15 protein-coding genes are annotated in these 24,766 nt (G+C 40.8%); 11 read left to right on the forward strand and 4 right to left on the reverse strand.

From position 1 onward, the window contains the following. The first annotated feature begins 308 nt into the window (after positions 1-308). The 3 genes from MR041_RS03645 to MR041_RS03655 all read left to right on the forward strand — a co-directional run bounded on the left by MR041_RS03645 (position 309) and on the right by MR041_RS03655 (position 6,129). Entirely contained in the window at positions 309-3,563 is a 3,255-nt protein-coding gene (locus MR041_RS03645) for a SusC/RagA family TonB-linked outer membrane protein (RefSeq protein ID WP_242092227.1), read from the forward strand. Between the two features lie 12 nt (positions 3,564-3,575). Then, the gene (locus MR041_RS03650; protein ID WP_242092228.1) at positions 3,576-5,084 is read left to right on the forward strand and encodes a RagB/SusD family nutrient uptake outer membrane protein; all 1,509 of its coding nucleotides are present in this window, start codon (positions 3,576-3,578) and stop codon (positions 5,082-5,084) included. Positions 5,085-5,199: 115 nt separating this feature from the next. Beyond that, on the forward strand, positions 5,200-6,129 hold the full coding sequence (locus MR041_RS03655) for a dihydrodipicolinate synthase family protein (protein ID WP_242092229.1): 930 nt from the start codon (positions 5,200-5,202) through the stop codon (positions 6,127-6,129). A 116-nt stretch (positions 6,130-6,245) separates the two neighbouring features. Here MR041_RS03655 and MR041_RS03660 read toward each other — a convergent pair whose 3' ends face one another. After that, positions 6,246-6,971 (reverse strand): FadR/GntR family transcriptional regulator, encoded by a 726-nt coding sequence (locus MR041_RS03660; protein ID WP_242092230.1) that lies wholly within the window; start codon positions 6,969-6,971, stop codon positions 6,246-6,248. A 129-nt stretch (positions 6,972-7,100) separates the two neighbouring features. Between MR041_RS03660 and MR041_RS03665 the strand changes: the two genes are divergently transcribed. From MR041_RS03665 to MR041_RS03700, 8 genes are all read left to right on the forward strand, one after another. Further along, a complete protein-coding gene (locus tag MR041_RS03665; protein ID WP_242092231.1) occupies positions 7,101-8,270 on the forward strand; it encodes a n-acyl-d-glucosamine 2-epimerase in 1,170 nt (389 codons plus the stop codon). 7 nt (positions 8,271-8,277) lie between these two features. Then, positions 8,278-9,411: a sialidase family protein gene (locus MR041_RS03670; RefSeq protein WP_242092232.1), complete on the forward strand. Its 1,134-nt coding sequence runs from the start codon at positions 8,278-8,280 to the stop codon at positions 9,409-9,411. After that, the gene (locus MR041_RS03675; RefSeq protein WP_242092233.1) at positions 9,412-12,024 is read left to right on the forward strand and encodes a family 20 glycosylhydrolase; all 2,613 of its coding nucleotides are present in this window, start codon (positions 9,412-9,414) and stop codon (positions 12,022-12,024) included. Further along, the gene (locus tag MR041_RS03680) at positions 12,014-12,799 is read left to right on the forward strand and encodes a creatininase family protein (protein WP_242092234.1); all 786 of its coding nucleotides are present in this window, start codon (positions 12,014-12,016) and stop codon (positions 12,797-12,799) included. Before MR041_RS03675 ends, MR041_RS03680 begins: the two co-directional genes overlap by 11 nt. 22 nt (positions 12,800-12,821) lie before the next feature. After that, positions 12,822-13,982, forward strand: a complete 1,161-nt coding sequence (locus MR041_RS03685) for a sialidase family protein (RefSeq protein ID WP_242092235.1) — start codon at positions 12,822-12,824, stop codon at positions 13,980-13,982. A gap of 116 nt (positions 13,983-14,098) precedes the next feature. Next, entirely contained in the window at positions 14,099-17,416 is a 3,318-nt protein-coding gene (locus tag MR041_RS03690; protein ID WP_242092236.1) for a glycoside hydrolase family 2 TIM barrel-domain containing protein, read from the forward strand. A 285-nt stretch (positions 17,417-17,701) separates the two neighbouring features. After that, a complete protein-coding gene (locus MR041_RS03695; protein ID WP_242092237.1) occupies positions 17,702-20,317 on the forward strand; it encodes a sodium:solute symporter family protein in 2,616 nt (871 codons plus the stop codon). Positions 20,318-20,336: 19 nt separating this feature from the next. After that, positions 20,337-21,701 (forward strand): Gfo/Idh/MocA family protein, encoded by a 1,365-nt coding sequence (locus MR041_RS03700; protein WP_242092238.1) that lies wholly within the window; start codon positions 20,337-20,339, stop codon positions 21,699-21,701. Positions 21,702-21,795: 94 nt separating this feature from the next. Here the strand turns inward: MR041_RS03700 and MR041_RS03705 are convergent, their stop codons facing one another. The 3 genes from MR041_RS03705 to MR041_RS03715 are packed head-to-tail and all read right to left on the reverse strand — an operon-like array spanning position 21,796 to position 24,610. Further along, positions 21,796-23,421, reverse strand: coding sequence for a hypothetical protein (locus MR041_RS03705; RefSeq protein ID WP_242092239.1), 1,626 nt, complete (start codon positions 23,419-23,421; stop codon positions 21,796-21,798). A gap of 23 nt (positions 23,422-23,444) precedes the next feature. Continuing rightward, a complete protein-coding gene (locus tag MR041_RS03710) occupies positions 23,445-24,068 on the reverse strand; it encodes a porin family protein (protein WP_242092240.1) in 624 nt (207 codons plus the stop codon). 8 nt (positions 24,069-24,076) lie between these two features. After that, a complete protein-coding gene (locus tag MR041_RS03715) occupies positions 24,077-24,610 on the reverse strand; it encodes a T9SS type A sorting domain-containing protein (protein ID WP_242092241.1) in 534 nt (177 codons plus the stop codon). Between the last annotated feature and the right edge of the window lie 156 nt (positions 24,611-24,766).

Below are 24,766 nucleotides of genomic sequence, written 5' to 3' on the forward strand. Positions count from 1 at the left end.
AAACCAAAATATCTTCAGTTTGCTTGAGCTGCTATCAACCAATTAATTAGGAACAAATACAACACCTTCGAAAGACATCGGTACAATCAGTCTGAATTACCTTCTCTAAATGTCCAATCTTCAATATTGCGTAAAATCAACTTTTAATAATTTTTTTGAAAGAACAGGTTTCCCTGTTTTTTAATTGTACGAAACTAATTATCGAATAAAAATTTTGATACTAATAAATTTTGTTATACTATTGCATTATGTATGACATAATATATTATATTTAACAATAACCATTTAACTAATTCAAATCATTTTGTATGAAAAAAAAAGATTTTAATATCAACAATTTGATATTCATTTTGTTCTTTTCTTTACCATTTCTGTGTATTGGTCAAGAGAAAACAATGACAGGGACCGTGGTTTCCGCAGAAGACGGTATGCCACTTCTTGGTGCTACCATAATTATTAAGGGCACCACTACAGGAACATCAACAGATTTTGATGGAAAATACACTTTAAATGCAACTACTGGAGATGTACTTGTCTTTAGCTATGTTGGTTATACCCCAGTCGAAATAGGAATAGAAACTGAAACAGTCATTAATGTTTCTTTAAAGGAAGATACTTCCGTATTAGACGAAATTGTAATTACGGGATATGGTAAACAAGCACGGACCAAGTTAACGACTTCAGTCTCAAAACTCGACACTCAGATTTTAGAGACCTCTACAAGGTCTAATGCTGCAACCGCTTTACAAGGAACAATTGCCGGTTTAAGAGTTACTAATACTACCGGACAACCAGGTTCAACGCCTCAAATCGTGCTTCGAGGGGGAACGAATTTTGACGGTACAGGAGCTCCACTAATTTTAATTGATGGTATTCCAGGCTCTTTCTATGCCTTAAATCCTGATGATATTGAATCCGTTGAGGTACTGAAGGATGCCGCTGCGACTGCCATTTATGGTGCAAGATCTGCAAATGGTGTTATTTTGGTAACAACGAAAACTGGTAAAATTGGTAAATCATCAATAAATTACAAATACAGATACAGCACCAATAAAGAAAGAAATGATCAAAAATACCTTGGAGCTGCAGATCATATAAATTATAACAGACAGTCCGTTGCATGGTATAGAGAAGTTGCCGGTAACCCGGGTGCCTTTGGAGCTTTTGTAGATGGTAATCATGGTGCTGGTACCGGGAACAATGCTACCAACGATCCTTTTACAACACAACTACTGTCCACAACAAACCAATATCTATTAAATCAACCTGGATGGACCACAATTCCTGATATATTAAATCCTACCCAAGACATCCTTTTCTACGATAATAAGGGCGTTGGTGACAGAATTTATCAAGACAGCTACAGTAAGGATCATTATTTATCCTTCGATGGTGGTAACGAAAAAGGCTCTTACTATCTCGGGTTAGGTCTTTTAGATAATGACGGACTAATTTTAGGATCCGGGTTTAAAAGGTACTCCGGTAAATTTAGTGGATCCTATCAGGTGACAAATAGTGTGAGAGTGAATTCAAATATTTTATATTCTCATTCCAATTTAAGCCTGAGTCCGCTGGGTAGTGACAATACTGTATTTAGACGTTTTCAGGGACAGGCTCCTACCTCCAGAACATACGATAGCAATCCGGACGGTACGTGGTCAGATCAATATGCTGTAGGTCAAAACCAAGGTTTTGGAAATCCATTATATTATCAAGATAAATTTGTCAGAAAAAATTTAGAACAACGTCTGGCGGCGTCAGTTGGTATTAACTGGGATATTATCGATGATCTCACTTTTTCTGTAAACGGCAGTCATTTTGCAATCAATAATCATGATGAAAACTTTAACCGAGCCTACAGAGTAGGAAGCACTACCGGCCCACTTCGTACAGGTAGAGAGGCCAGTGTCAGTCTGGACAGAACCTTAAGAAACCAACTCACAGGAACCTTAAATTATACCAATCAAATAGGCAAGCACAATATTAATGCTTTAATTGGGGCAGAATATTTCAAGGACAACTATTTCGGAACTTCCGCCGGAACAAGAAATTCACCAACCGATTTAATCGAAACGCTGAACGCGGGAGCAGAGGCAAATGGTATTCCTTCCAGTTTTGAAACTGAATATGTAATAACCTCTGCATTTGGGCGGTTCTTATATGATTTTGATGACAAATACTTATTTGGCTTTACATTTAGAAATGACGGTTCTTCAAGGTTAGGCAACAATAAATTTGATTTCTTCCCGGGAATATCCCTTGGATGGAATGCTCATAATGAAGCATTCTTCAAAGCATCCTCGATAAGCAATATTATTTCCAGATTAAAGCCCCGGTTGAGTTATGGGGTGAACGGGAATCAAGAGGTATTGAGTAATTATGGTGTCTACGGTTCTTATGGAGAACAAGGGGTTTACAACGGCCAAACCGGCTATGCGAACTCAAGCCTACCAACCCTGGATTTGCAATGGGAAAAATCAACCACTTTTAATACCGGTTTAGATATTTCTCTTTTTGAAAACAGGCTATCGTTTATTGCAGATGTTTATTCCAGGGATATCGAGGATAAATTAGCCAATCTTACCTTGCCATACTATACTGGATTCAGCGGTATACTGACGAATAACGGAACCATTAGAAATAAAGGTTTTGAGTTACAGGTGAATGGAGATATCGTTCGTAACGATGATTTTACCTGGAATCTCTCTGCAACCTTTACCACGAATAGAAACTATGTGGTAAAGCTTCCTGAAAATGACAACGAGTTTAACAGACAAGGTGGTACCCTAATCTGGAATCCAAAGACTGGACAAGAAGAATGGGTAGGAGGTTTTCAGGAAGGTAAAAGATCCGGGCATGATTTGGTCGTAGCTTTCGAACAAGCCGGTATTTACGCCTCACAAGCCGAGGCTGATGCTGACAATAATATCACGGATAACTATGTGCCAGGAGCCAGCAGAAACAAGCGATGGGCTGGTGACGTAAAATGGGTCGACCAAAATAACGATGGTATTATCAATGAACTTGACCGAAAAGTTATAGGGCGAACCACTCCGGATTTTGTTGGTGGGTTTTCAACTAATTTAAGGTATAAGAATTTTAATCTCTTCGTTAAAACTGATTTCGCCACTGGACATTTAGTTTGGAACCACATCAGAAATAAAGGCTATGGTCAAACTCAGGGTAACTTGGCACAGCCTATTGAAGTCAAAGACTCCTGGACGCCAACGAATACGGATACGGATTGGCCCCGATTTGTGTTCGTCAATGGCTCAAAAAATGTCTGGAGGGGTAGTGAAAGTGCCAGTAGTTTAAAAAATTTTGGTAACGCCAAATTCTGGGAAAAAGGAGATTATCTGGCGCTTCGCGAAATCACTCTGAGTTATGATGTCCCCACGCAATACTTTAACGAGGTTATCAAAAGATTAAGCCTATACCTTACCGGTTCTAACCTGCACTACTTCAAAAGTATGAGTGGCGACACCCCTGAGATCGGTGGCGTTCAATATGGCGCTTTCCCCGTTCCAAAGACGTTTACAATTGGACTTAATGTAACATTTTAAATTTAAAACAAAATGAAGAATTATATATTTATCATAATAGCTTTAATCACAATAAGTAGCTGTGAAAATGAATTGGAACTATCTAGTCCGAGTCAATTAACGGCAGCAGGATTTTGGGATACAGAAGAAGGAGCACTTACGGCACACACAGGTTTATATGCAAATCTCAGAAGTGAAGCCGGAGACCTTTGGTTATTGGGTGAAATGAGAAGTGATATCTGGGGAGGGCGAACCTATGAGTCTCCGTTTAATGAATCGCTTATCGAATCGAACATCACCGTTGCAACTGCGCCATTTGGCGGATGGGCAGGACTATATACGCTCATTCACAGAGTGAACGATTTTTTAACCAATGTTCCTAATGTGTCATTTAATGATGAGTCTGATAAAAACCATTTGTTAGGTCAGGCTTATGGTTTAAGAGCTCTGTATTATTACACCTTATTAAAAACATGGGGAGATGTCCCTATTATTTTAGAACCTCTAACGGATGTTAACCCGGAAGGTTTAAGTCGGGAAAGATCATCACAGGCAGAGGTTATGGCCTTGATTAAATCCGATATTGAAGCATCTTTAAACGCCTTTGGATCGGACAACAGCTTTTGGGAAGGAGGCCGTGTATTCTGGTCCAAAGCCGCCTCCTTAGCCTTAAAGGGAGATGTTTATATTTGGTCCGGAAATCTACTCAATGGCGGAAATTCTGATTTTACTGAGGCTAAAACAGCGCTACAACAAATTTCATCCTTAGGTGTTAGTCTTGTACCCAGTATTTCTGGACTATGGGGTGTTGAAAATGAAACGAACGAAGAATTTATTTTTGCGATCCAATATAAACGAGATGAGGCCTCAAACATTTACAATAGTTTAACAGGCAGAAGTACTGAAATTAATCCACAATACAACGATGCGGGGGAATCGATGAGTGATTTTATTATCGCCGGTGCTAACAGATATGGTCAGTCTGAAAAGACCTTGTTTTTATTAGATGATAGTGATGATGCGCGCAAGGATGCCACTTTTATCAGATTATATACGGATGACAACGGCGGTCTGGGGTATCAAACCTATGACGAATCCAAGTACTTTGGTTCAATATTTAAGAAATTCCTTGGTCGGGTCGATGGTTCTGAACGTATTTTTGAAAACGATGTTCCTGTATATAGATACGCAGATGTACTTTTACTTTTAGCCGAGGCAAAGAACTTGCTGGGCGAGGATCCCTCTGGAGAAATTAACCAAATTCGTCAACGGGCATATGGCGAAAATTATTCACCAGGAATTCATGCCTATGTGAATAGTACTCAGGCTGATAATGTTAACGCTATTTTAGAAGAGCGTTATAAAGAGTTTATTGGTGAGGGCAAACGTTGGTGGGATTTGAGACGTGCCGGAAATAATTATGTAATCAATAACATCAGTTACTTATCCGCAGGTGAAGAATATAAATTATTATTGCCTATTACAACCGACATGATTGGGAGAAACCCACTCTTAAACCAAACACCCGGATATACCGATTAATTTCATAATGTTTTAATAGTTTAGTTTTGTATTTGAGTTAGTTTCGAAGAGAGAGTTTAAGTTAAAACTTTAACTCTCTTTTCTCTACAAAACAATTTTTAAGTAAATTCGATTCATGACTTTAAAAAACTTAATAGCAGCTGTTTATGCCCCGATGCATGAAAATGGGTCATTAAATACGACCAGGATAAAAGATTACGGTCAATTTCTATTACATAATGACATTTCAGGTGTATTCATGAATGGATCTACTGGTGATTTTACATCACTTTCCATATCTGAAAGAAAAGAAATTACCTCGGCTTGGTCTAAATCTAAGTCCGGCCTTTACCTTATAGATCATGTTGGGGATCCCAGTTTAAACGTTGCGAAAGACCTGGCTACTTATGCCTCTGACAAAGTTGATGCCATTGCTGCCATTGCACCATTTTACTTTAGATTAAACAGTGTTGATAAATTAGTGACCTATTGCAGCGAAATCGCCGCATGTGCCTCTAACTTACCTTTTTATTATTATCATATCCCAGTTTTATCCGGTGCTGATTTGAATATGGTGTCCTTTTTGGAAAAAGCGAGGAATGAAATTCCTAATCTGGCAGGTATCAAGTTTACGGACAACAACTTAATAGATTATGGATTTTGCAAGAGTTTAGAAAATGGCAAATACAATATTTTATTTGGGTACGACGAATTATTTTTAAACAGTTTACCCTTAGGAGCAGAAGGTTGGGTAGGCAGTACCTATAACCATTTGGCGCCATTGTACTATAAAATTAAATCACACTTTAATAACGGAGATATGCCGGAAGCCGCCAAGCTACAATCCATGGCGATTAAATTTGTCCAGTTATTGGATAGTAAAGGTGGGTTTAATGGTGTCGCAAAAGGATTTATGAAACATCTTGGAGTTGATTGTGGACCAAGTAGGTTTCCACATACAACATTAACCGATGAGGATTATAAAGTGATAATTAAGGAACTCACGGCCATAGGATTGGAAAAATGGTTCAATAAAGGCATAGCCCAATCAGTTCATACAAAATAAAGATTTAATTAAAGCATTTACATATAAAGTCAAAAAGCTAGCCCTGAATAAAAATTAAGGCTAGCTTTTTTTATGACTAAAAGTTCATTTCCTTTTAAAAGAAAATAAAACACCTTTTAAGATTTTACAATATGTAATATTCTATCAAAATGTGGTTCAAGGTGATTTCTCATAGCCTCTCTAAAGGATTGTGCATCGCCATTTTTTAAAATATTCAATAGGTCTCGATGTGTTACAAACTCACCTTTTGAATATTTAAAATCTTTGGCGCCTTCGGGCATGTTATCATGCACATAGTTAAACACCGGCAACAATAAATCTTGAAACCGCTTCAATGTCGTATTGTTTGACAATTCATATAATTTACCATGGAAGGCGATCTCATGTTTTAAGCTAAAAAATGTAGTGTCATTTTCCTCCTTTTCCTGTTTAGACACTATTTTATCCAAATCCTCAATATCTTCCTCAGTTTTTCTGGCAAATAACAGGTCGGCCATCCCCATTTCCAATATCAAACGCAATTCGAATATATCAATCAAGGCTTCTTCACCTAATAAATTATATTCAATGGCCTTTTCGAAATTCTGAACAATATCCGGTTGGGTAAGTACCATCCCTTTGCGCTTTTTCGACTCTATTACACCAATGGTTCTTAACCTTAAAAGCGCTTCTCGTATCACAGTTCTGCTAACACCTAAAGCTTCAGCAAACTCAAGTTCTTTCGGTATGGAATCCCCTATTTTAAGGTTATTGACCTTAAAATATTCTTTCAGCCTCATTTCAACCTTATCCACTAACGATAAATTTTCTAAAGGTGTAATATTGTCAAGATTCGATTTCATATAATTTTATTGTTAAAAAATTGAAATACAATTATATAATTTATTATTTTTGTATTATGTTATACATATAAAGATATAACATATTATGTAATAATGCAAGCCAAGATAAAAAATAATACCTAAAAGCAAATGAAATATGCAACTCTATATAAAGACACTTTACTTCACGACATAATTCCATTTTGGGAAACTTACTCTTTAGATCGAAAAAACGGAGGCTATTATACCTGTCTGGACACCTCTGGAACTATCTATGATACCGATAAGTTCATATGGCTTCAAGGAAGACAAGCGTGGACATTTTCCATGCTTTACAATAAGGTTGAACAAAATGAAAAATGGTTAGATATTTCCAAAAATGGTATTGATTTTCTGCGCAAATATGGGATGAATGAAAATGGTGACTTCTATTTTTCTGTAACTAACGATGGCAAACCTTTAGTAAACGCTTATAATATTTTTTCAGACTGTTTCGCTGCTATGGCCTTCAGTCAATATGCCATTGCATCGGGCGATGTAGAGGTAAAGGCATTGGCAAAAAAAGTTTACACTAACATTCTTAAGAGAATAGATAATCCAAAAGGAAGGTTCGAAAAAAACATGGATACCAGACCGCTAATAGGTTTCTCCTTGCCCATGATATTGTCAAATCTGGTGTTAGAATTGGAAAACGTATTAGATCCTCAGGAGGTCGAGAAAACCATCGATTATAGTGTCAACCAGGTTATGAACGTGTTTCTGGATACAGAAACAGGATTGATTTTTGAACATGTTTTACCCAATGGCGAACACCATGACAGCTTTAATGGACGCCTTTTAAATCCTGGACATGGCATCGAAGCCATGTGGTTCATGATTGATATAGGTGTACGAAGAAAAGATCAAGACCTTATAAATAAGGCCACAGAGACCATATTACATATTCTAAAATTCAGCTGGGACGAAAAATATGGCGGAATATATTATTTTATGGATTCAAAAGGGTACCCTCCTCAGCAATTGGAATGGGATCAGAAACTGTGGTGGGTCCATTTAGAAACCTTAGTGGCATTGTCCAAAAGCTACCAGTACACACAAAATAGTGCCATTTTAAAATGGTACACTAAAGTCCATGACTATGCATGGAATCATTTTTCAGATCCTGAAAACGGAGAGTGGTTTGGCTATTTAAATCGCCGTGGTGAAGTATTACTAAACTTGAAAGGCGGTAAATGGAAAGGTTGTTTTCATGTTCCGAGAGCCATGTACCAATGCTGGAAAGCTTTTGAAAATATTGAATCAAACAACAATTTTAAATAATAACACGATGATAAAATACAGTGTAATGTTCATGGCTCTACTGCTATTGAGTAATTGTAAAACCAAATCGAACGACGAAAAAATTGATTCCCATGTTCATCCCCCGGAATCCGTATCGCTTTTCAAAACAGGCATGCAGGAAGGCGTATCCTGTTATAGAATTCCGTCTATTGTAACCACCCCAAACGGTGATTTACTCGCTGCAATAGATCAACGCGTACCATCCTGCGGGGATTTAAAATGGAGCAAGAATATCAATATCGTTACAAGAAGGAGTGAGGACAATGGTAAAAGCTGGACTCCTATTGAAACCGTTATTGATTTTCCTGAAGGACAATCTGCTTCCGATCCCTCAATGATCGTTGATACCATTACGGAAACTATTTTTCTGTTTTATAATTATATGAATTTGGAAACCGAAAAAGACATCTATTATTTGCATGTCATGCAAAGCACTGACGATGGAAAAACCTGGTCCGAACCAAAAGATATTACTTCGCAAATAACGACATCAGAATGGGAAAAAGATTTTAAATTTATCACTTCCGGAAGAGGCATACAAACACGTTCGGGAAAACTTTTGCATACTATGGTAAACTTAAACAGAGGATTACACATTTTTGGAAGTGACGACCATGGTAAAACATGGTACTTCATAGACCAGCCCATCCAACCTGGCGATGAGTCAAAAATTGTTGAACTTGCAGATGGGACTTTGATGATTAATTCTCGGGTTAACAAAAAAGGTATGCGCTATGTCCATCGATCTACCGATGAGGGCCAAACTTGGGTTACTAAGGCCGAAACCGAGTTAATAGATCCGGGTTGTAATGCCAGTATCATTCGTTACACATCGACAAAAGATGGATTCGCGAAGAACCGGTTGCTGTTCTCAAACGCCAAATCAGCTAAAGACCGAATGAATATGACCGTAAGAATAAGCTATGATGAAGGTCTGACCTGGAGTGAAGGCAAAACCATTTATGCCGGATCATCCGCATACTCCTCATTAACCGTTTTGCCAAATGGAGATATCGGGTTGTTTTTCGAAAAGGACGATTACACCAATAACGAATTTACCAGCTTCTCCCTCGAGTGGCTCACTGACGGAGAAGATAAACTTGAAGATATAAAGCGGTAAATGCAACATAAAAGTCCTAATTGTTCGTTGTTCTTTTTCCTTGGAGTATGCATGACATTTCATCTGTATTCGCAAGATTTAGAAAGTACATTTGAATCTCATCTGTCGGCAGAACAACTCAACAATGCCCCTGTAAAACTGATTCCCTTTCCTCAAGAGGTGCAATGGCAAAAAGGTACGGTTCATGTTACAGAGGTAAATATTCAGAGCAATACAAATCTAAATCCCACAACAAATGCGCTTATAGAAACCATTTTTAATCCTAACAGCATTAAAAATAAAGCCAAAGGGTTTTATCTGAAATTTACACCTGATGAACAGATGTCCGCCGAAGGCTATGCCTTAAGTGTCCAAGAAAAAGGTGTTGAAATTAGATTTAAAACCGAAGCCGGACGTTTTTATGGCTTGCAAACCTTGCGACAACTTACATCAACCACCCATGGGGAAACCCATATACAGCTTTGTGAAATAACTGATGCTCCTGCGCACAGTGTCCGTGGCTTCATGTTAGATGTAGGACGAAATTTTATAGGTTTGGATATTCTAAAGGAACAACTCGATATTATGGCGAGATATAAGTTAAATGTGTTCCAATGGCATTTAACGGACCGCCCTGCATGGCGTATCCAAAATAAGAAGTACCCGGAACTCACCTTAGCCAAGAACCACCGCCAAACAAGAAATCCCGGAAAATATTATACGTATAATGAGATCAGAGAGTTGATTGCCTATGCCAAGGACAGGCATATTTCTGTTATTCCAGAAATAGACATGCCCGGACACAGCGACTCGTTTACTACTGCAATGGGCTACCCTATGTCCTCAGAAAAAGGAATGATAGCTCTTGAAAACATATTAAATGAATTCTTCAGTGAAATCCCGAAAGACATGTGTCCAACCATACATTTGGGTTCAGATGAGGTTGAAATTGACAATCCCGAAGTATTTATGAACAAAATGATTGGTATTTGCCAAGATCATGAGCGTGATGTCATCGTTTGGAATCCCGGTCTCAAAATCGACCATGACGTCATAAGACAAACCTGGAGACCTAACAATCTTGAAAACAAGGGGTACCGAGAAATCGATTCCTGGAATAGTTATTTAAACAACAGCGAACCCATGACGGCCATTCCGAAATTATTGTTTAAACCCATTGGATATGGTTCGAAGAACACCATATTAGGAGGAATACTCTGTCTTTGGCCCGATGTGCGCCTCAACGCCGAAACCGACTTTATTGATCAAAATCCATTATATCCTGCCTTGCTGGCCTATTCCTGGAGCACCTGGACCGGTGATATTGAAAAAAGCTCCGATCGCTACCTGACCATGTTACCTGAAAGGGGCTCTTCGGCTTTTCATTATTTTAAGGCCTTTGAAGACTTTCTGCTTTATCATAAGATTCGCTTTTTTAAAAACAAACCTTTTCCTTATGTTAGACAGGCTAATAGAGAATGGTTGCTCTATAAATCGGAAGACGCTTTCGACGGTCAACTTTTGGAGAAAAAAATAATGCGTAGAGCACCTATAGACACCACGAATTGGATAAGCGCAGTTGGCAACACCATCATTATCAAGGACCGGTTTAAACAAGGTGGTTATTTTCCAGAAGCTCAAGTCGACGATGTCGTATATGCGATCACCACATTGCATGCGGAACATGAGGAAACCGTTAAAGCCTGGATTGGATTTGAAACACCTTTAAGAGCGAACAGGACCTATACCGGCATAGCAGAGCGAGGCACCTGGGATGCCAATGGTGGAACCATCTGGTTAAACGGAGAAGAATTGGAGGCACCTAACTGGGAGCATCCCGGATGGAAGCCATCAAAGCGCGACGGCTGGGGAAGCAAGGAAGATCAGGAGGTCCCATGGCGCAAAGAAGAATTATATTGGACACGAGAGCCGATTCATATACACCTTAATAAAGGAAGCAACAGGCTTGTATTTCGAGTACCTTCGACCTCAGATTATCAAAACTGGATGTTTACCTTTGCTCCCATAGAGCGTATCAAAACATATTCGAATCACTACTACCAACGAAAAGCCCGGTTCGAAGGAGAACCGGACACGGATAACGAATTGATTTTTTTAGGGAACAGTATTACGGAAGGAGGCAACTGGAAACTTCTTTTTCCGGAGCACAATGTCATAAACAGGGGTATAAGCGGCGACGTTACCGATGGTATTTTAAACAGGATAGACGAAATCACATCATCACGACCCTCAAAAGTGTTTTTGTTAATCGGAACTAATGATATGGCTCGGGGGAAAAGTGTAGATGATGTGCTGGATGGCACACGTCAGATTATAGAGCAGATTCAAAAAAAATCAGAGCACACTAAAATATACCTTCAAAGCATATTGCCAATTCATCCTCATGTGGGTCAAAAGTTTTCCGGTCATAAAAAAAACCACGACAACATTTTAATGGCCAACAAGGCTTTGGAAGAATTAGCGCAAGCACTTCATGTCGAATTTATTGATCTTCACTCGTCCATGAGTAACAGGAAGAAGTACCTGAAACCAAAATACACCAACGACGGACTGCATTTAAGTGAAAACGGGTATAAAAAATGGAAAAAAATAATTCGTCAATATGTCAACTAACAAAACGAAAAGACCACGCCCTTATGTATTGTCAGAGACCAACTGGAAAGATCTGAAAACGCAGGATTTTACAGTTGCAGTCTTACCATGGGGTGCGACAGAGGCCCATAACTATCATCTCCCTTATGGAACCGACCACTATCTCGCTGAAAAAGTGGCCATCTCCAGTGCGGGCAAAGCCTGGAAACAAGGCGCCAGGGTTATCGTGCTTCCAACGATCCCCTTTGGTGTGAATACAGGGCAGATAGCCATTCCACTGTGCATGAATATGAATCCCAGTACACAATATGCCGTTTTGAAAGACACCGTTCAGGTTTTAGCACATCATAACATCAAAAAATTAGTCATCGTTAATGCCCATGGAGGGAATAACTTCAAGCACATGGTGCGCGAGTTGGGTTTGGAATTTCCCTCTGTCTTCTGTTGCGCCGTTAATTGGTGGCAATCCGTTAAAGCGGAATCGTTTTTTGAAGAACCCGGAGATCATGCTGGAGAATTGGAAACAGCCACCATGCTTTTTCTCAAACCAGAATTGGTCCTTCCCCCTGAGCATTGGGGTCAAGGTAAAAGTAAATCATTTAAGATCAAAGGATTAAAAGAGGGTTGGGTCAGTGCGCAACGTCAATGGCACAAAGTAAGTGAAGATACCGGTGTGGGCAACCCAAAAATGGCAACCAAAGACAAAGGTGAAAAATTCTTCAACGCGGTGACAACCCAAATAGCTTCGTTTCTTGAAGAAATACACAGTGCTGATTTAAATGATATGTACGAGTAGAAACAAAGAACCCTTAAACCATATGCATCCCTTAAAACCATTTATTTACTTTATTGTTATTCTGTTGATCAGTGCTGGCTGCAAGTCTAAAGACAAACGCCATCCACAGGCACCTGGAACCACTCTCCAAAATGAGAACATCACGTTGAATCCAATATTTATAAAAGGCCAAAACGGATACGCCTGCTTTAGAATACCCGCAATTGTTGTAACACATGATGGCAGTATACTCGCTTTTTCCGAGGCAAGAAAGAATAGCTGTTCAGATACAGGAGATATTGATTTGGTTATGCGAAAATCCACCGATAATGGCACATCATGGGGTGAGATTAAGGTCATTTGGGATGATGGCGAAAATGTGTGCGGAAATCCTGCTCCCGTTATAGATGCGGAAACCGGACGCATTCACTTGTTGTCAACCTGGAACCTTGGTGAAGATCATGAATCTGAAATTATTGAAGGCACGAGCAAGGGGACACGTGAAATCGTACATTTAATTTCAAACGATGACGGTAACACCTGGACCACTCCGAGAAACATAACCAAATCGGTGAAGTTACCCAACTGGACCTGGTATGCCACAGGACCGGTTCACGGGATACAATTAAAGAATGAAACATTTAAGGGAAGGTTGGTTATCCCCTGCGATTTCATTGAATCCCAATCAAAAAAGATGTATTCCCATATAATTTATTCAGACGACAATGGGCAGACCTGGCAATTGGGTGGGATTGCACCCAATGATAAGGTTAACGAATCGACGGTAGCCGAACTTGAAAACGGTGATTTGCTCCTAAATATGCGCAATTATAATCGAGACAGTATTCAAGGGCGGCAAATCGCCTTTAGTAGTGATGGTGGTTTAACCTGGAAAGATCAGTATATTGAGGAAAATTTGCCCGAACCCGTTTGCCAGGGTGCTTTACTGGGTGTAGAAAGGAATGACAAACAGGTGTTACTGTTTTCAAATCCATCCAATAATGAGTCAAGAACCAATATGACGGTCACTTTGAGTAGGGATCAGGGAAAATCGTGGAACGAAAAAATCAGCATTTATAAAGAACACGCTGCTTATTCGGATTTAGCTGAGCTTAAAAATGGTGCAATTGCCGTTGTTTTTGAAGCCGGTATTGAAAATGCCTACGAGGGTATCTTTATAAAAACAATAACATTGGAAGACTGATCGCGGTATGATATGTATACTGTACTTGAGGTGACCTTTCGTGTTTTGGTATTTTAACGGTATCTGCGTATAACAACAATACCTCAATTTGATAGCACATTTTAAAATTGAAATATATGTTTGGTTTTGGATTACATAGTTTTAAAAAACACTTGCTTGTCGGGCTCATGTTTATTTTGACACAGGCCTATTCTCAGATCCCGGACCCCATAGCGAATTACAAAGACTATATTGAAAATGAACAGATCATAGAAGAAAATAAGCTGGCTTCCCACGCCTCATTCACATCATTTACCTCGGTCGATGCTGCAATGAGAAACAGGCCTGAATTTTACCAATCGTTGGATGGGGTATGGAAATTTAACTGGGTAAAAAATCCAAAGGATCGGCCGATAACCTTTATGAATCCAGATTTTGACATCTCCAACTTTGACAGTATTAAAGTCCCGGCTAATTGGGAGTTGGAAGGCTTTGGGATTCCCATTTATGTGAACCATCAGTACGAATTTGCCGATTTTAAGGCCCCTGTTGCAGAAGACATGGAATTTATCGATGGAAGATATCCCAAAAATCCGGGTAAGGTCCCCAATGACTATAATCCTGTCGGGACCTATCGTCGCGACTTTAATTTGGATGACACCTGGAAGGGTAAAGAAATTGTCTTGCATATAGGCGCCATGAAATCAGGTGGTTTCGTATGGCTCAACGGTCAGTATATCGGGTATTCACAAGGCAGCAAACTGCCTGCTGAATTTAATATTACCGAAGCCGCCAAAACCGGGAAAAATGTCCTAGCCATTCAAATATTCAGATGGACAGATGGGTCCTATCTGGAGTGTCAGGATTTTTGGAGAATAAGTGGCATTGAACGCAGTGTGTTTGTCTATGCACAGCCCAAAATTCGCATTGCGGACTTTGAGGTATTATCCACTTTGGATGCATCTTATACAAATGGCGTATTTGACCTTTCCGTGATCCTGGAAAACAAATTAGCAAAAAACCAACTCGGTAAGGTCTCATACAAGATATTAAACGATAAATCGTCAGCCGTTTTAACAGGAAGCACGTCATTTTCTGTCGAGGGAAACAGCACTCAGGAACTCGTTTTAAATGGCACCCTTAACCAGGTAAAACCCTGGAGTGCAGAGCATCCAAATCTTTATACCTTGGTTATAGAAACGGAGGACAAAAAAGGAAACCTACTCGAGGCTACTGCTGTAAAGATTGGGTTCCGGTCCGTTGAAATAAAACAAGGTCGCCTTCTGGTCAACGGACAATGCATTACTTTAAAGGGCATCAATACGCAGGAAACGGATCCAGATACGGGTCATGTGATGTCTGATGACCTCATCTTAAAAGACATTACCTTGTGGAAACAGCATAATATAAATGCGGTTCGTTTAAGTCATTATCCCAGGGGAAAACGCTTTTATGAACTCTGCGACATGCATGGTATCTATGTTATTGATGAGGCCAATATAGAATCGCATGGTATGTATTATGGTAAATATTCACTGGCTAAAAATTCCAATTGGGAAAGAGCGCACCTTGATCGCATGATTCGTATGGTACAGCGCGATCGCAACCACCCTTCCGTCATCATATGGTCCATGGGGAACGAAGCGGGCAATGGCGAAAATTTTTATAAGGGATATAAGGCCATCAAACAACATGATAAGACCAAAAGACCTGTTCAATATGAACGCCCTTATAAAGATTACGATGGGAGTCTTTATGACATGGATTGGAATACCGATATTATTGTCCCGCAATATCCATCACCTCAAACATTCGAGACCATTGGAAAGTCAAAAACAGACCGTCCGTTTATCCCCAGTGAATATGCACATGCCATGGGTAACAGTACAGGAAATTTTCAGGACTATTGGGACATTATAGAACAATACGACCATCTGCAAGGCGGATTTATCTGGGATTGGGTCGATCAGTCCATATGGAAAACCAATGAAAAAGGCGAACGCTATTATGCCTATGGAGGTGACTATGGGAACCATATGCCAACAGACAATTCCTTTCTCAACAATGGCATCGTATTTCCGGATCGGACCCCTCAACCGGGTTTATATGAGGTAAAAAAGGCCCATGAATTTATTAACTTCAAACATAAAGGTGTAAATCGGCACAATGAGTTACGGGTATTAGTTGAAAACCTCTATGATTTCACGAATTTAGATCGATTTACATTGACGGCGAAGATTAAAGGAGATGGCAGCGTTCTAAAAACCATAGTCATCCCGGATCATGCCGTAGAACCCCATACCGGAAAACTCATTAGAATTGATCTCAATGGTGTTGCCTTTAAGGAGAATACCGAATATTTTGTAGAGATCTCAGCAAAAACCAAAAATAGGTGGGGCCTGATTCCAAAAGACTTTGAAGTAGCTCATGAACAGATTGAATTGGTGGATAAGTATAAACTATCTCCAACCCATAGCGAATGGAATGGTGCACTGACTATTGAGGAGTCCCCCAATTTTATACATGTTCATGGCAAAAGCTTTAGCATAACCTTCGATAAGCGCAAAGGACAAATGACATCCTATGCTTATCACGAAAAGGAACTTCTGAAAAACGGTAATGGGCCGAGACCCAATTTCTGGCGCCCTGTTACCGATAATGACCTGGGTAACCGCATGGCGCAACATAACATCGAATGGAAGCGGGCCTCCCTGGATTTAAAAGTGAAGCATTTCGAGGTTATAAAAGGTGACGAAGCTCCTCTAAAGATTGGCATCACCTATGATCTCCCCGGGGTAGAAACAACATTTAAATCCATCTACACCCTATTTGGAAATGGCGTCATTAAAATCGACAATACATTACATGAAACCCATTATGAAGCCGATATCCCACGTGTGGGAATGCGCATGCAGTTGCAAAAGGAATATGATAGTTTGACCTACTATGGCAGAGGCCCTTGGGAAAATTATCACGATAGAAAAGCCTCGGCCTTCATGGATATTTACAGGCAAACCGTTAAGGAACAATACGTCCCCTATATACGTCCCCAGGAAAACGGCTATAAAACAGATACGCGATGGCTGGCCATTTACAATACAAACCACGAAGGGCTGCTTTTTGTAACGGATCAGGTCCAACCGGGTTTTGGCTTTAGCGCTCATCATATGCCCAATGAGATGTTCGATGTGACATCCGGTCTTGATTACAAGGGAAATGAGGCTAACCCAAGCAAACATACTACAGATATCACAGCTCAGGATCTGGTACAAATCAATATCGATCTGAAACAACGCGGACTTGGAGGCGATGACAGTTGGTACGCCAAACCTCAGAAGAAATATAGGATCAGTGGCCAGTTAAAACACCAATATGGTTTTTATTTGATCCCTTTCAAAGGATGGAATGAAGAGGATTTTATATCGGCGGGTAAATTATATGCACATCAGGATTGAATTTTACAACTACCAATAAAGACAACCAATACCATACGCTATGGAATACTTCAATACCCTCCTGAACAGGATCTGCAAATGAAGACCCAAACAATTTATATATTTAATATGTATGACATAATACTTTTATGTATATTTTCCCTATATTAGCATCCTGAAATTGATGAGCAAAGATTATCTATTTAATTTTCCTGGATCCGGTTATAGCCAATCGGACCCTTATGTCATTAAAAAACCTAATGCAGAGTGTTTCAATTATCTTGTTATTTTAAGACATCGCTGTCCATGAAGACCATCCGGCATACACTACTAGCAGCAGTTATGGCTTTAGCATTCTTCTGGTCCTTCGGACAGAGGGACGCTCCTATGGATGTGAAGCAATTACCCGAACTCCCCGCTTTAGTTAAGGACAGTGTCTCATTGGGTTACGCCGGTATGCTTGGAGGCATGCACAATGGCGTTGTAATCTCAGCCGGAGGGGCCAATTTCCCCAATGGTTTACCATGGGAGGGTGGTCAAAAAGTATGGCATAAGGCCATATACATTTATGAAAATGGCCAATGGCGCTTATCCAGCAAGCAACTGCCCGAACCCCTGGCCTATGGCGCTTCAGTCGCTACAGAACATGGCATTCTCTGTATCGGTGGGAATAACTCGGCGTCCTCTAAAAATACGGTTTGGCTATTGGCCTATGACAAGACCAGTAATGATGTCGAAATTTCAGAATATCCTTCACTTCCGGAACCATTGGCCTACGCAGCAGCAACTCTAGCTGAAGATGTTGTGTATGTTATTGGCGGAAAAAACTCAAAAAACACCACCAATTCCTTTTACAAATTGGATCTGACCCATGGGAAGCAATGGGAGAAGTTACCCGATTTTCCGGGACCTCCACGAGCATTGCACGCTGTAGCCCTTCAGGAGACATCCACAAATAAAAAACTATTTGTTATTGGTGGCAGAAATGAATCCTCTGGCATAAAATCAGAACCCCTTACCACCTATTTATCCTATGATTTAAAGGAACACTATTGGAAGGATGAAGGGGAACTTAAGATTGAAGGTACACCACGCGTGTTGATGGGTGCTTCCGCCGAACCCAGGGGGTCCATGCACATTATGGTCTATGGTGGCAGCGATGACATCCTGTTCAATACATTAGAGCATCTGGCATTGCAATTAAGTGAGACGCAAAACGATTCCATCAGAGCCCTTCTTACTAAAGAAAGAGACGACATCCTAAACAACCATCCCGGTTTTTCAAGAGACATTATTGCCCTCAACACGATTACAAACAAATGGTTCGTTTATGCGTCTCTGGAACACGGCATCCCGGTTACGGCACTTTCGTTTCAGGATAACCAAGGGTTTTCACTGGTTTCAGGTGAAACCTCCCCCGGTATTCGCACCCCTCAGGTGCAACAATTCATTGTCACGGACAAGGCCAATGCATTTGGATTTATAAACTATACGGTTCTGGGGTTATACCTGATCATTTCAGTGCTGATTGGGCTCTATTTTTCCCGCAAACAGAAATCAACCGATGACTATTTTACCGGAGGCGGACGCATTCCGTGGTGGGCTTCGGGTTTAAGTGTATTTGGAACGCTCCTGAGTGCGATAACCTTTATGGCCATTCCAGCGAAAGCCTTTATAACCGATTGGTCCTTCTTTTTCCTGAATATCACCGCTATACTCATCACCCCGGTCATTGCCTTTATTTTTATTCCCTTTTTCAATAAACTGAAAATAAAAACGGCATACGCCTATTTAGAGGACAGATTTAACTACACCGCCCGTGCCTTTGGCAGTTTATCTTTTATCTTATTTCAATTGGGTCGCATAGGTATCGTCCTCCTATTACCGGCTCTAGCCATTTCAATTGTTACGGGTATCCCGGTAGAAATAAGTATTCTGATCATGGGGGTGCTGTGCATTGTTTATACCACCTTTGGCGGTATCGAGGCCGTGATTTGGACCGATGTCATGCAGGTTGTTGTGCTTCTCGGTGGCAGTATACTCGCCGTGATATGGATTCTCATACACACAGAAACAGCTTTTAGTGAGATGCTCTCATACGCCTCAGAAAGAAATAAATTCAATATCATGAATATGGAATTGAATTTTACCGAGTCCACCTTTTGGGTCGTTTTTATCGGGGGATTAGCCTCAGCCATGGTCACACAGGGTACAGACCAGACCATAGTACAACGCTTTTTAACGAGTAAGGATGTTAAGAATTCACAGAAAACCCTGTATACAAATGCCATATTGACTTTGCCGGCAACCATTATCTTTTTTGGAATCGGCACCCTACTCTTTATGTTCTATAGTGAAATGCCCGAGGCCTTGTCGCCTTCCATTTCCAATAACGATTCCATTTTCCCCTGGTACATCGTCACCGAACTGCCCTTAGGTGTTTCCGGTCTTTTGATAGCCGGGATTTTTTCGGCAGCCATGTCCAGCATTAGCAGTAGTCTTAATTCAGTGTCAACCGCGTATTGCAACGATTTTCACTCCCATTTCAGAGCGGGTATTTCGGATCATAAACTTTTAATAATTGCAAGAGTGGTTACGATTATAACCGGTATACTGGGGCTCGCATTAGCCCTTTGGATGGCCAATTCGAACATCAAGTCACTCTGGGATCAATTTTATCGGTTCCTCGGGCTTTTTACCGGAGGACTGGGTGGCATGTTCCTTCTCGGCATGCTTACAAAAAAGGCCAATGCCAAGGGGACATTGCTGGGTTTGGTGGTCAGTGCCATTTTTATTTGGTATATCAGTATCTTTACTGAAATCAATTTTTTAATGTATTCCTTTTTTGGAGTGGCCTCCTGCTTTGGATTTGGTTATCTTTTTAGTTTGATTTTTACTGAGACAAAACACGAAAACAAATAGCTTTTAAACACATAGCATCATGAATACACGTCGCGATTTTGTAAAAAAAACAGCCTTAATGGGTGCCGGGGTGGCCTTTGCCCCACAGATGACCCTTGGGAATACAACTGCTTTTTTTAAAGAAAAGTTGAACATAGGCTTTATTGGTGTCGGGTTACGCGGTACGACCCATCTCAGCAATGCCCTGTTGCGCAATGATGTGAATGTGACTGCCGTCTGTGACATTGATGAACGACGCATCGCTATTGCCCTGGATATGATATCCAAAGCCGGACAAAAGAAACCCATGGTATTTGGCAGTAGCGACCTGGATTACAGGAACCTGCTTGAATTGAAAGAAGTCGATGCCGTCATCATTGCGACGCCATGGCTGTGGCATACCCGAATGGCTGTAGACGCCATGAAGGCCGGAAAATATACTGGCGTGGAGGTATCGGCGGCAAACACCCTGGAGGAGTGCTGGGATTTGGTGAATACCTTCGAGGAAACGGGCTCCCACTTAATGATTCTTGAGAATGTAAACTATCGCAGGGACGTTCTGGCCGTATTGCATATGGTAAGACAACATGTTTTTGGCGAGTTGCTGCATTTCAGATGCGGGTATCAGCATGACTTAAGGCATGTTCTGTTTAACGATGGTAAAACAGCTTATGGCAAGGGTGTTGAGTTTGGCGACAAAGGCATATCGGAGTCCGCCTGGAGAACACAGCATTCGTTGTTGAGAAATGCCGATGTCTACCCCACTCACGGTCTGGGCCCTGTAGCGGTTATGGCAGATATCAACCGAGGCAATCGTTTCGTATCCCTGACCTCTCATGCCACAAAAGCGGTTGGATTGCATAACTATATTGTCGCTCATGGAGGTGAAGCGCACCCCAATGCAAAATTAAAATGGAAACAGGGGGATATTATTACCTCCACTATAGAGACTGCAAAGGGAGAGACCATAATAGTGACCCATAATGTAAATACAGCGCGTCCCTATTCACTGGGCTTTATGGTACAGGGTGCTAAAGGGCTCACAGAATTCGATAAACACACCCAACGCATCCATGTTGAAGGCCTTACCAAAGGCCATGTGTGGGAAGATATGGCATCATGGCTGGAAAAATACGACCATCCTTTATGGCAAAAGTACGAGCAGATTGCGGTAGGTTCAGGTCACGATGGCATGGACTTCTTTGTTCTGAACGCCTTTGTGGAATCTGCAAAGGAAAACGCAGCCCCGCCAATGGACGTTTACGACGCCGCTGCCTGGAGTGCCGTGACACCCTTGTCGGAATTATCCATAGAAAACAATGGCGCACCACAGGATTTTCCGGATTTCAGCCGTGGCAATTGGATAAAGCGCACGCCATATGACTGGATGAAAAACACCTATTAGAAAATAACAGGTTATTTCCATTAAAGTATCCTTCAGGTCGAACTAAACCTTTTTATAGTCGCTCTTCTTGGAAGGCCCTATTTAGGCATCAGGTTTATTTAACAAGCAAGAATTTAAAGGTTACCGGGGTTTGCAAGGTAACCGGGATATTTCTTGGGTTAAATAGGATCACCTGAACATTCGCTTGTCCGTTCCCGTCAATGCTCTGCAGATAGACCGATAATATACATCCCTGTAAATCAACATCGGCGGAGGCCAGGAAAATATCACCCATTTCAAAGACTTTGTCAGCCGGAGGATCAATCTTCAGACTATTGGGTGAATACCAGGCCGAATTAGCACTAATGACGCCGTTACTCCCAACGGGAATATTAAAAGACCCATCTGCACTGGTCGACACCGGCGGTGAAATGATGGTAACATTGCCAGGTGTATTTTCAATTACAATACCAGTGCCTGCAGTAAGCGTCGTTAAATTGAAGTCACTCGTCGTACTGTCTCCGATCAGGATCTGCCCATCCGAAACGACTGATCCATCAAGACCGGTACCGCCATTCTCCACGGCTAAGATGTCTGTCACCTTAGTTGACAAGTTTATGGTATTGTCCGCAATATCTTCATTGAGAATAGTTCCGTTTAAAATCTCTGAGGTCTCTACCGCACCCGCAGCAATATCTTCAGCAAGAATGGTTTCATTTAAAATTTCAGAAGTCTCCACAGCACCTGTGGATATATCTTCAGCCAGAATGGTCTCATTTAAGATCTCGGAGGTCTCTACAGCACCCGTGGATATATCTTCCGCTAAAATGGTCTCGTTTAAAATCTCAGAAGTCTCCACAGCACCTGTAGCAATATCTTCAGCTAAAATGGTCTCGTTTAAAATCTCAGAGGTCTCAACTGCACCTGTAGCGATATCTTCAGCCAAAATGGTCTCGTTCAAAATCTCGGAAGTCTCCACAGCACCCGTGGAAATATCTTCAGCCAGAATGGTCTCATTTAAAATCTCAGAAGTCTCCACAGCACCTTCGGAAATGTCTTCAGCCAAAATGGTCTCATTTAAAATCTCGGAGGTCTCCACAGCGCCTTCAGAGATATCCTCAGCCAGAATGGTCTCGTTTAAAATCTCAGAGGTCTCCACTGCACCTTCCGAAATGTCTTCAGCAAGAATGGTCTCATTTAAAATCTCGGAGGTCTCCACAGCGCCCTCAGCGATATCCTCGGCAAGGATTTCTTCATTGAGTATTTTTTCAGTAGTAATCGCATCATCGGCAATGTCATCAGTATAGAAAGCATAGGGGACAGCCCTAAACTTCTGATTGCTTACCGTTTTGTAACTCCCATTATTCTTCGTCGATATCTCAACCTTCAAGAACTGGTCGGCATCAATCCAGGGCATATCCAATAAGCGCGCATAGGCCGTACTCGTAACCACACCCTGTCCAATAACCAGGCTAAACAGACCATAGGCGTCGGTTGTGGTGACATGGGTTTCTTCCCACTGGACCTCGCCATCAAGTCCTTTTGTAATCGTAAACCGTACACCGATTTCCCTATTATACAATGGTTTTGCCTCGATATCAAGACCTACAATTTCCTCGGTTTCATCGTTCAGTGCCACCGCTTGATAATAAATGCCATCCAGATCACCGATGCGCTGTGCTGAAATGTAATTAACAGCGATACATAATGTTACAACTAATATATATTTAAATTTTTTCATGACAGTCAAATTAATGGTTAGTACTATTCCGTTAAATTAAATGAAAGACCCAATGAGATCCCATAACCTCTGTTAGATGTCGTCTGATCCGAATCCTCTTCTATGTTACTCAGCCCGAAGAGGTATAGTCCCTCAGCATAGGCCGATACGAAATTGGAAATTTTAAAGTTGATTCCTAAATTACCTATGAGGCCAAAATCTGATTTCTTCAGTATATCGGATTCTGTAATATTGAACTCCTCGTTATTTAAAACCTGAGTGCCGCGTAGTAAATGTCCATAGTAGACATTGAGGACTGCATAGGGACTGAACACGCGACGTTTCATCATATAACCGCCTCCAACTTTCATCTCTGCATACTCCAAACGCCAAGAGTAGTTCGCGTCATCATATACATAGTTGGCGCCTCCGTTCCGTTTTCCCAGTCCGGCTTTCAACATGATGTTGTTTTCAAAAATATTACGGTATCCAATACCGTAAGCCCCCGTAAAGATCGATTGATAATCAGAATTCAGTTTGTTGTTATCGCTGTCAACAAATTTAAAGGTGCTCACCAATTGAGACGCCTCAATCGTAAGGCTTGACTCCTGGGCCATGCCTGAAAGCGATATAAAAAACACTGTTAGTAGAAGTATAGTTCGTTTCATAATAATGTTTATTTTGATATTATTAATTTACTGACCGATTGCTTGTTGCGGTCGTCCTGAATTTTCAAAAGATAGAGTCCTGTTGCCCATGTACTGCAGTTAATGACATGCTCTTCCAGGTTCAGAATTTTTTGATTGTAAATGATATGCCCCTGAACATTCGAAATAAGAATGACGGCTTCGTTTAAGGCGTCCGAACTTTTGAGGGTCACTGAATACCTTGAAGGATTTGGAAATATTTTAATGTCCAGTTCCTCAACATCCTCTTGCGCCACCTTTTCGATTTTAATACTGACCGGCTGCAAAAAGCCCTGCATCACCCTGCTGTTCTCCACACTTTGGGTATTGAAGCTTTGCCCTATGGTCTGTGCATAATAATGATCATCACCTGTAGTGGTTGTTCCGTAACTTGAAATACTTTGCCTTATTACGGTCTGTGAATAACCGTAAGAAGACAAGAGCATAAAAACAATGCTCAGGCTAAAAAGCCCCATTTTAAATTCAAGTTTTTCCGATAATGATGTCGTGTTTGGTTTTATCATAGTCGTGAAATTTAAAAAGCAAATAAAGATAGGAGATAATTTTCTTTAGCTTTCAGATTATCACGATTATTAGACGATATGACAAATCTTTCAGATGTCGTACGCTCTTTTCTACTTTTTTTTACTGTTTTATCGATGAAATGCAAAGCGGCTTTT

Source organism: Aestuariivivens sediminicola, from assembly GCF_022662015.1.
In the GTDB taxonomy this organism is placed as follows: Bacteria; Bacteroidota; Bacteroidia; order Flavobacteriales; family Flavobacteriaceae; genus Aestuariivivens; species Aestuariivivens sediminicola.

Coding starts and splice junctions, on each gene's coding strand:
- MR041_RS03685 (WP_242092235.1), top strand. CDS start 12,822: ATGCATCCCTTAAAACCATTTATTTACTTTATTGTTATTCTGTTGATC.
- MR041_RS03675 (WP_242092233.1), top strand. CDS start 9,412: ATGCAACATAAAAGTCCTAATTGTTCGTTGTTCTTTTTCCTTGGAGTA.
- MR041_RS03715 (WP_242092241.1), bottom strand. CDS start 24,610: ATGATAAAACCAAACACGACATCATTATCGGAAAAACTTGAATTTAAA.
- MR041_RS03680 (WP_242092234.1), top strand. CDS start 12,014: ATGTCAACTAACAAAACGAAAAGACCACGCCCTTATGTATTGTCAGAG.
- MR041_RS03690 (WP_242092236.1), top strand. CDS start 14,099: ATGTTTGGTTTTGGATTACATAGTTTTAAAAAACACTTGCTTGTCGGG.
- MR041_RS03660 (WP_242092230.1), bottom strand. CDS start 6,971: ATGAAATCGAATCTTGACAATATTACACCTTTAGAAAATTTATCGTTA.
- MR041_RS03665 (WP_242092231.1), top strand. CDS start 7,101: ATGAAATATGCAACTCTATATAAAGACACTTTACTTCACGACATAATT.
- MR041_RS03650 (WP_242092228.1), top strand. CDS start 3,576: ATGAAGAATTATATATTTATCATAATAGCTTTAATCACAATAAGTAGC.
- MR041_RS03670 (WP_242092232.1), top strand. CDS start 8,278: ATGATAAAATACAGTGTAATGTTCATGGCTCTACTGCTATTGAGTAAT.
- MR041_RS03705 (WP_242092239.1), bottom strand. CDS start 23,421: ATGAAAAAATTTAAATATATATTAGTTGTAACATTATGTATCGCTGTT.
- MR041_RS03645 (WP_242092227.1), top strand. CDS start 309: ATGAAAAAAAAAGATTTTAATATCAACAATTTGATATTCATTTTGTTC.
- MR041_RS03700 (WP_242092238.1), top strand. CDS start 20,337: ATGAATACACGTCGCGATTTTGTAAAAAAAACAGCCTTAATGGGTGCC.
- MR041_RS03695 (WP_242092237.1), top strand. CDS start 17,702: ATGAAGACCATCCGGCATACACTACTAGCAGCAGTTATGGCTTTAGCA.
- MR041_RS03655 (WP_242092229.1), top strand. CDS start 5,200: ATGACTTTAAAAAACTTAATAGCAGCTGTTTATGCCCCGATGCATGAA.
- MR041_RS03710 (WP_242092240.1), bottom strand. CDS start 24,068: ATGAAACGAACTATACTTCTACTAACAGTGTTTTTTATATCGCTTTCA.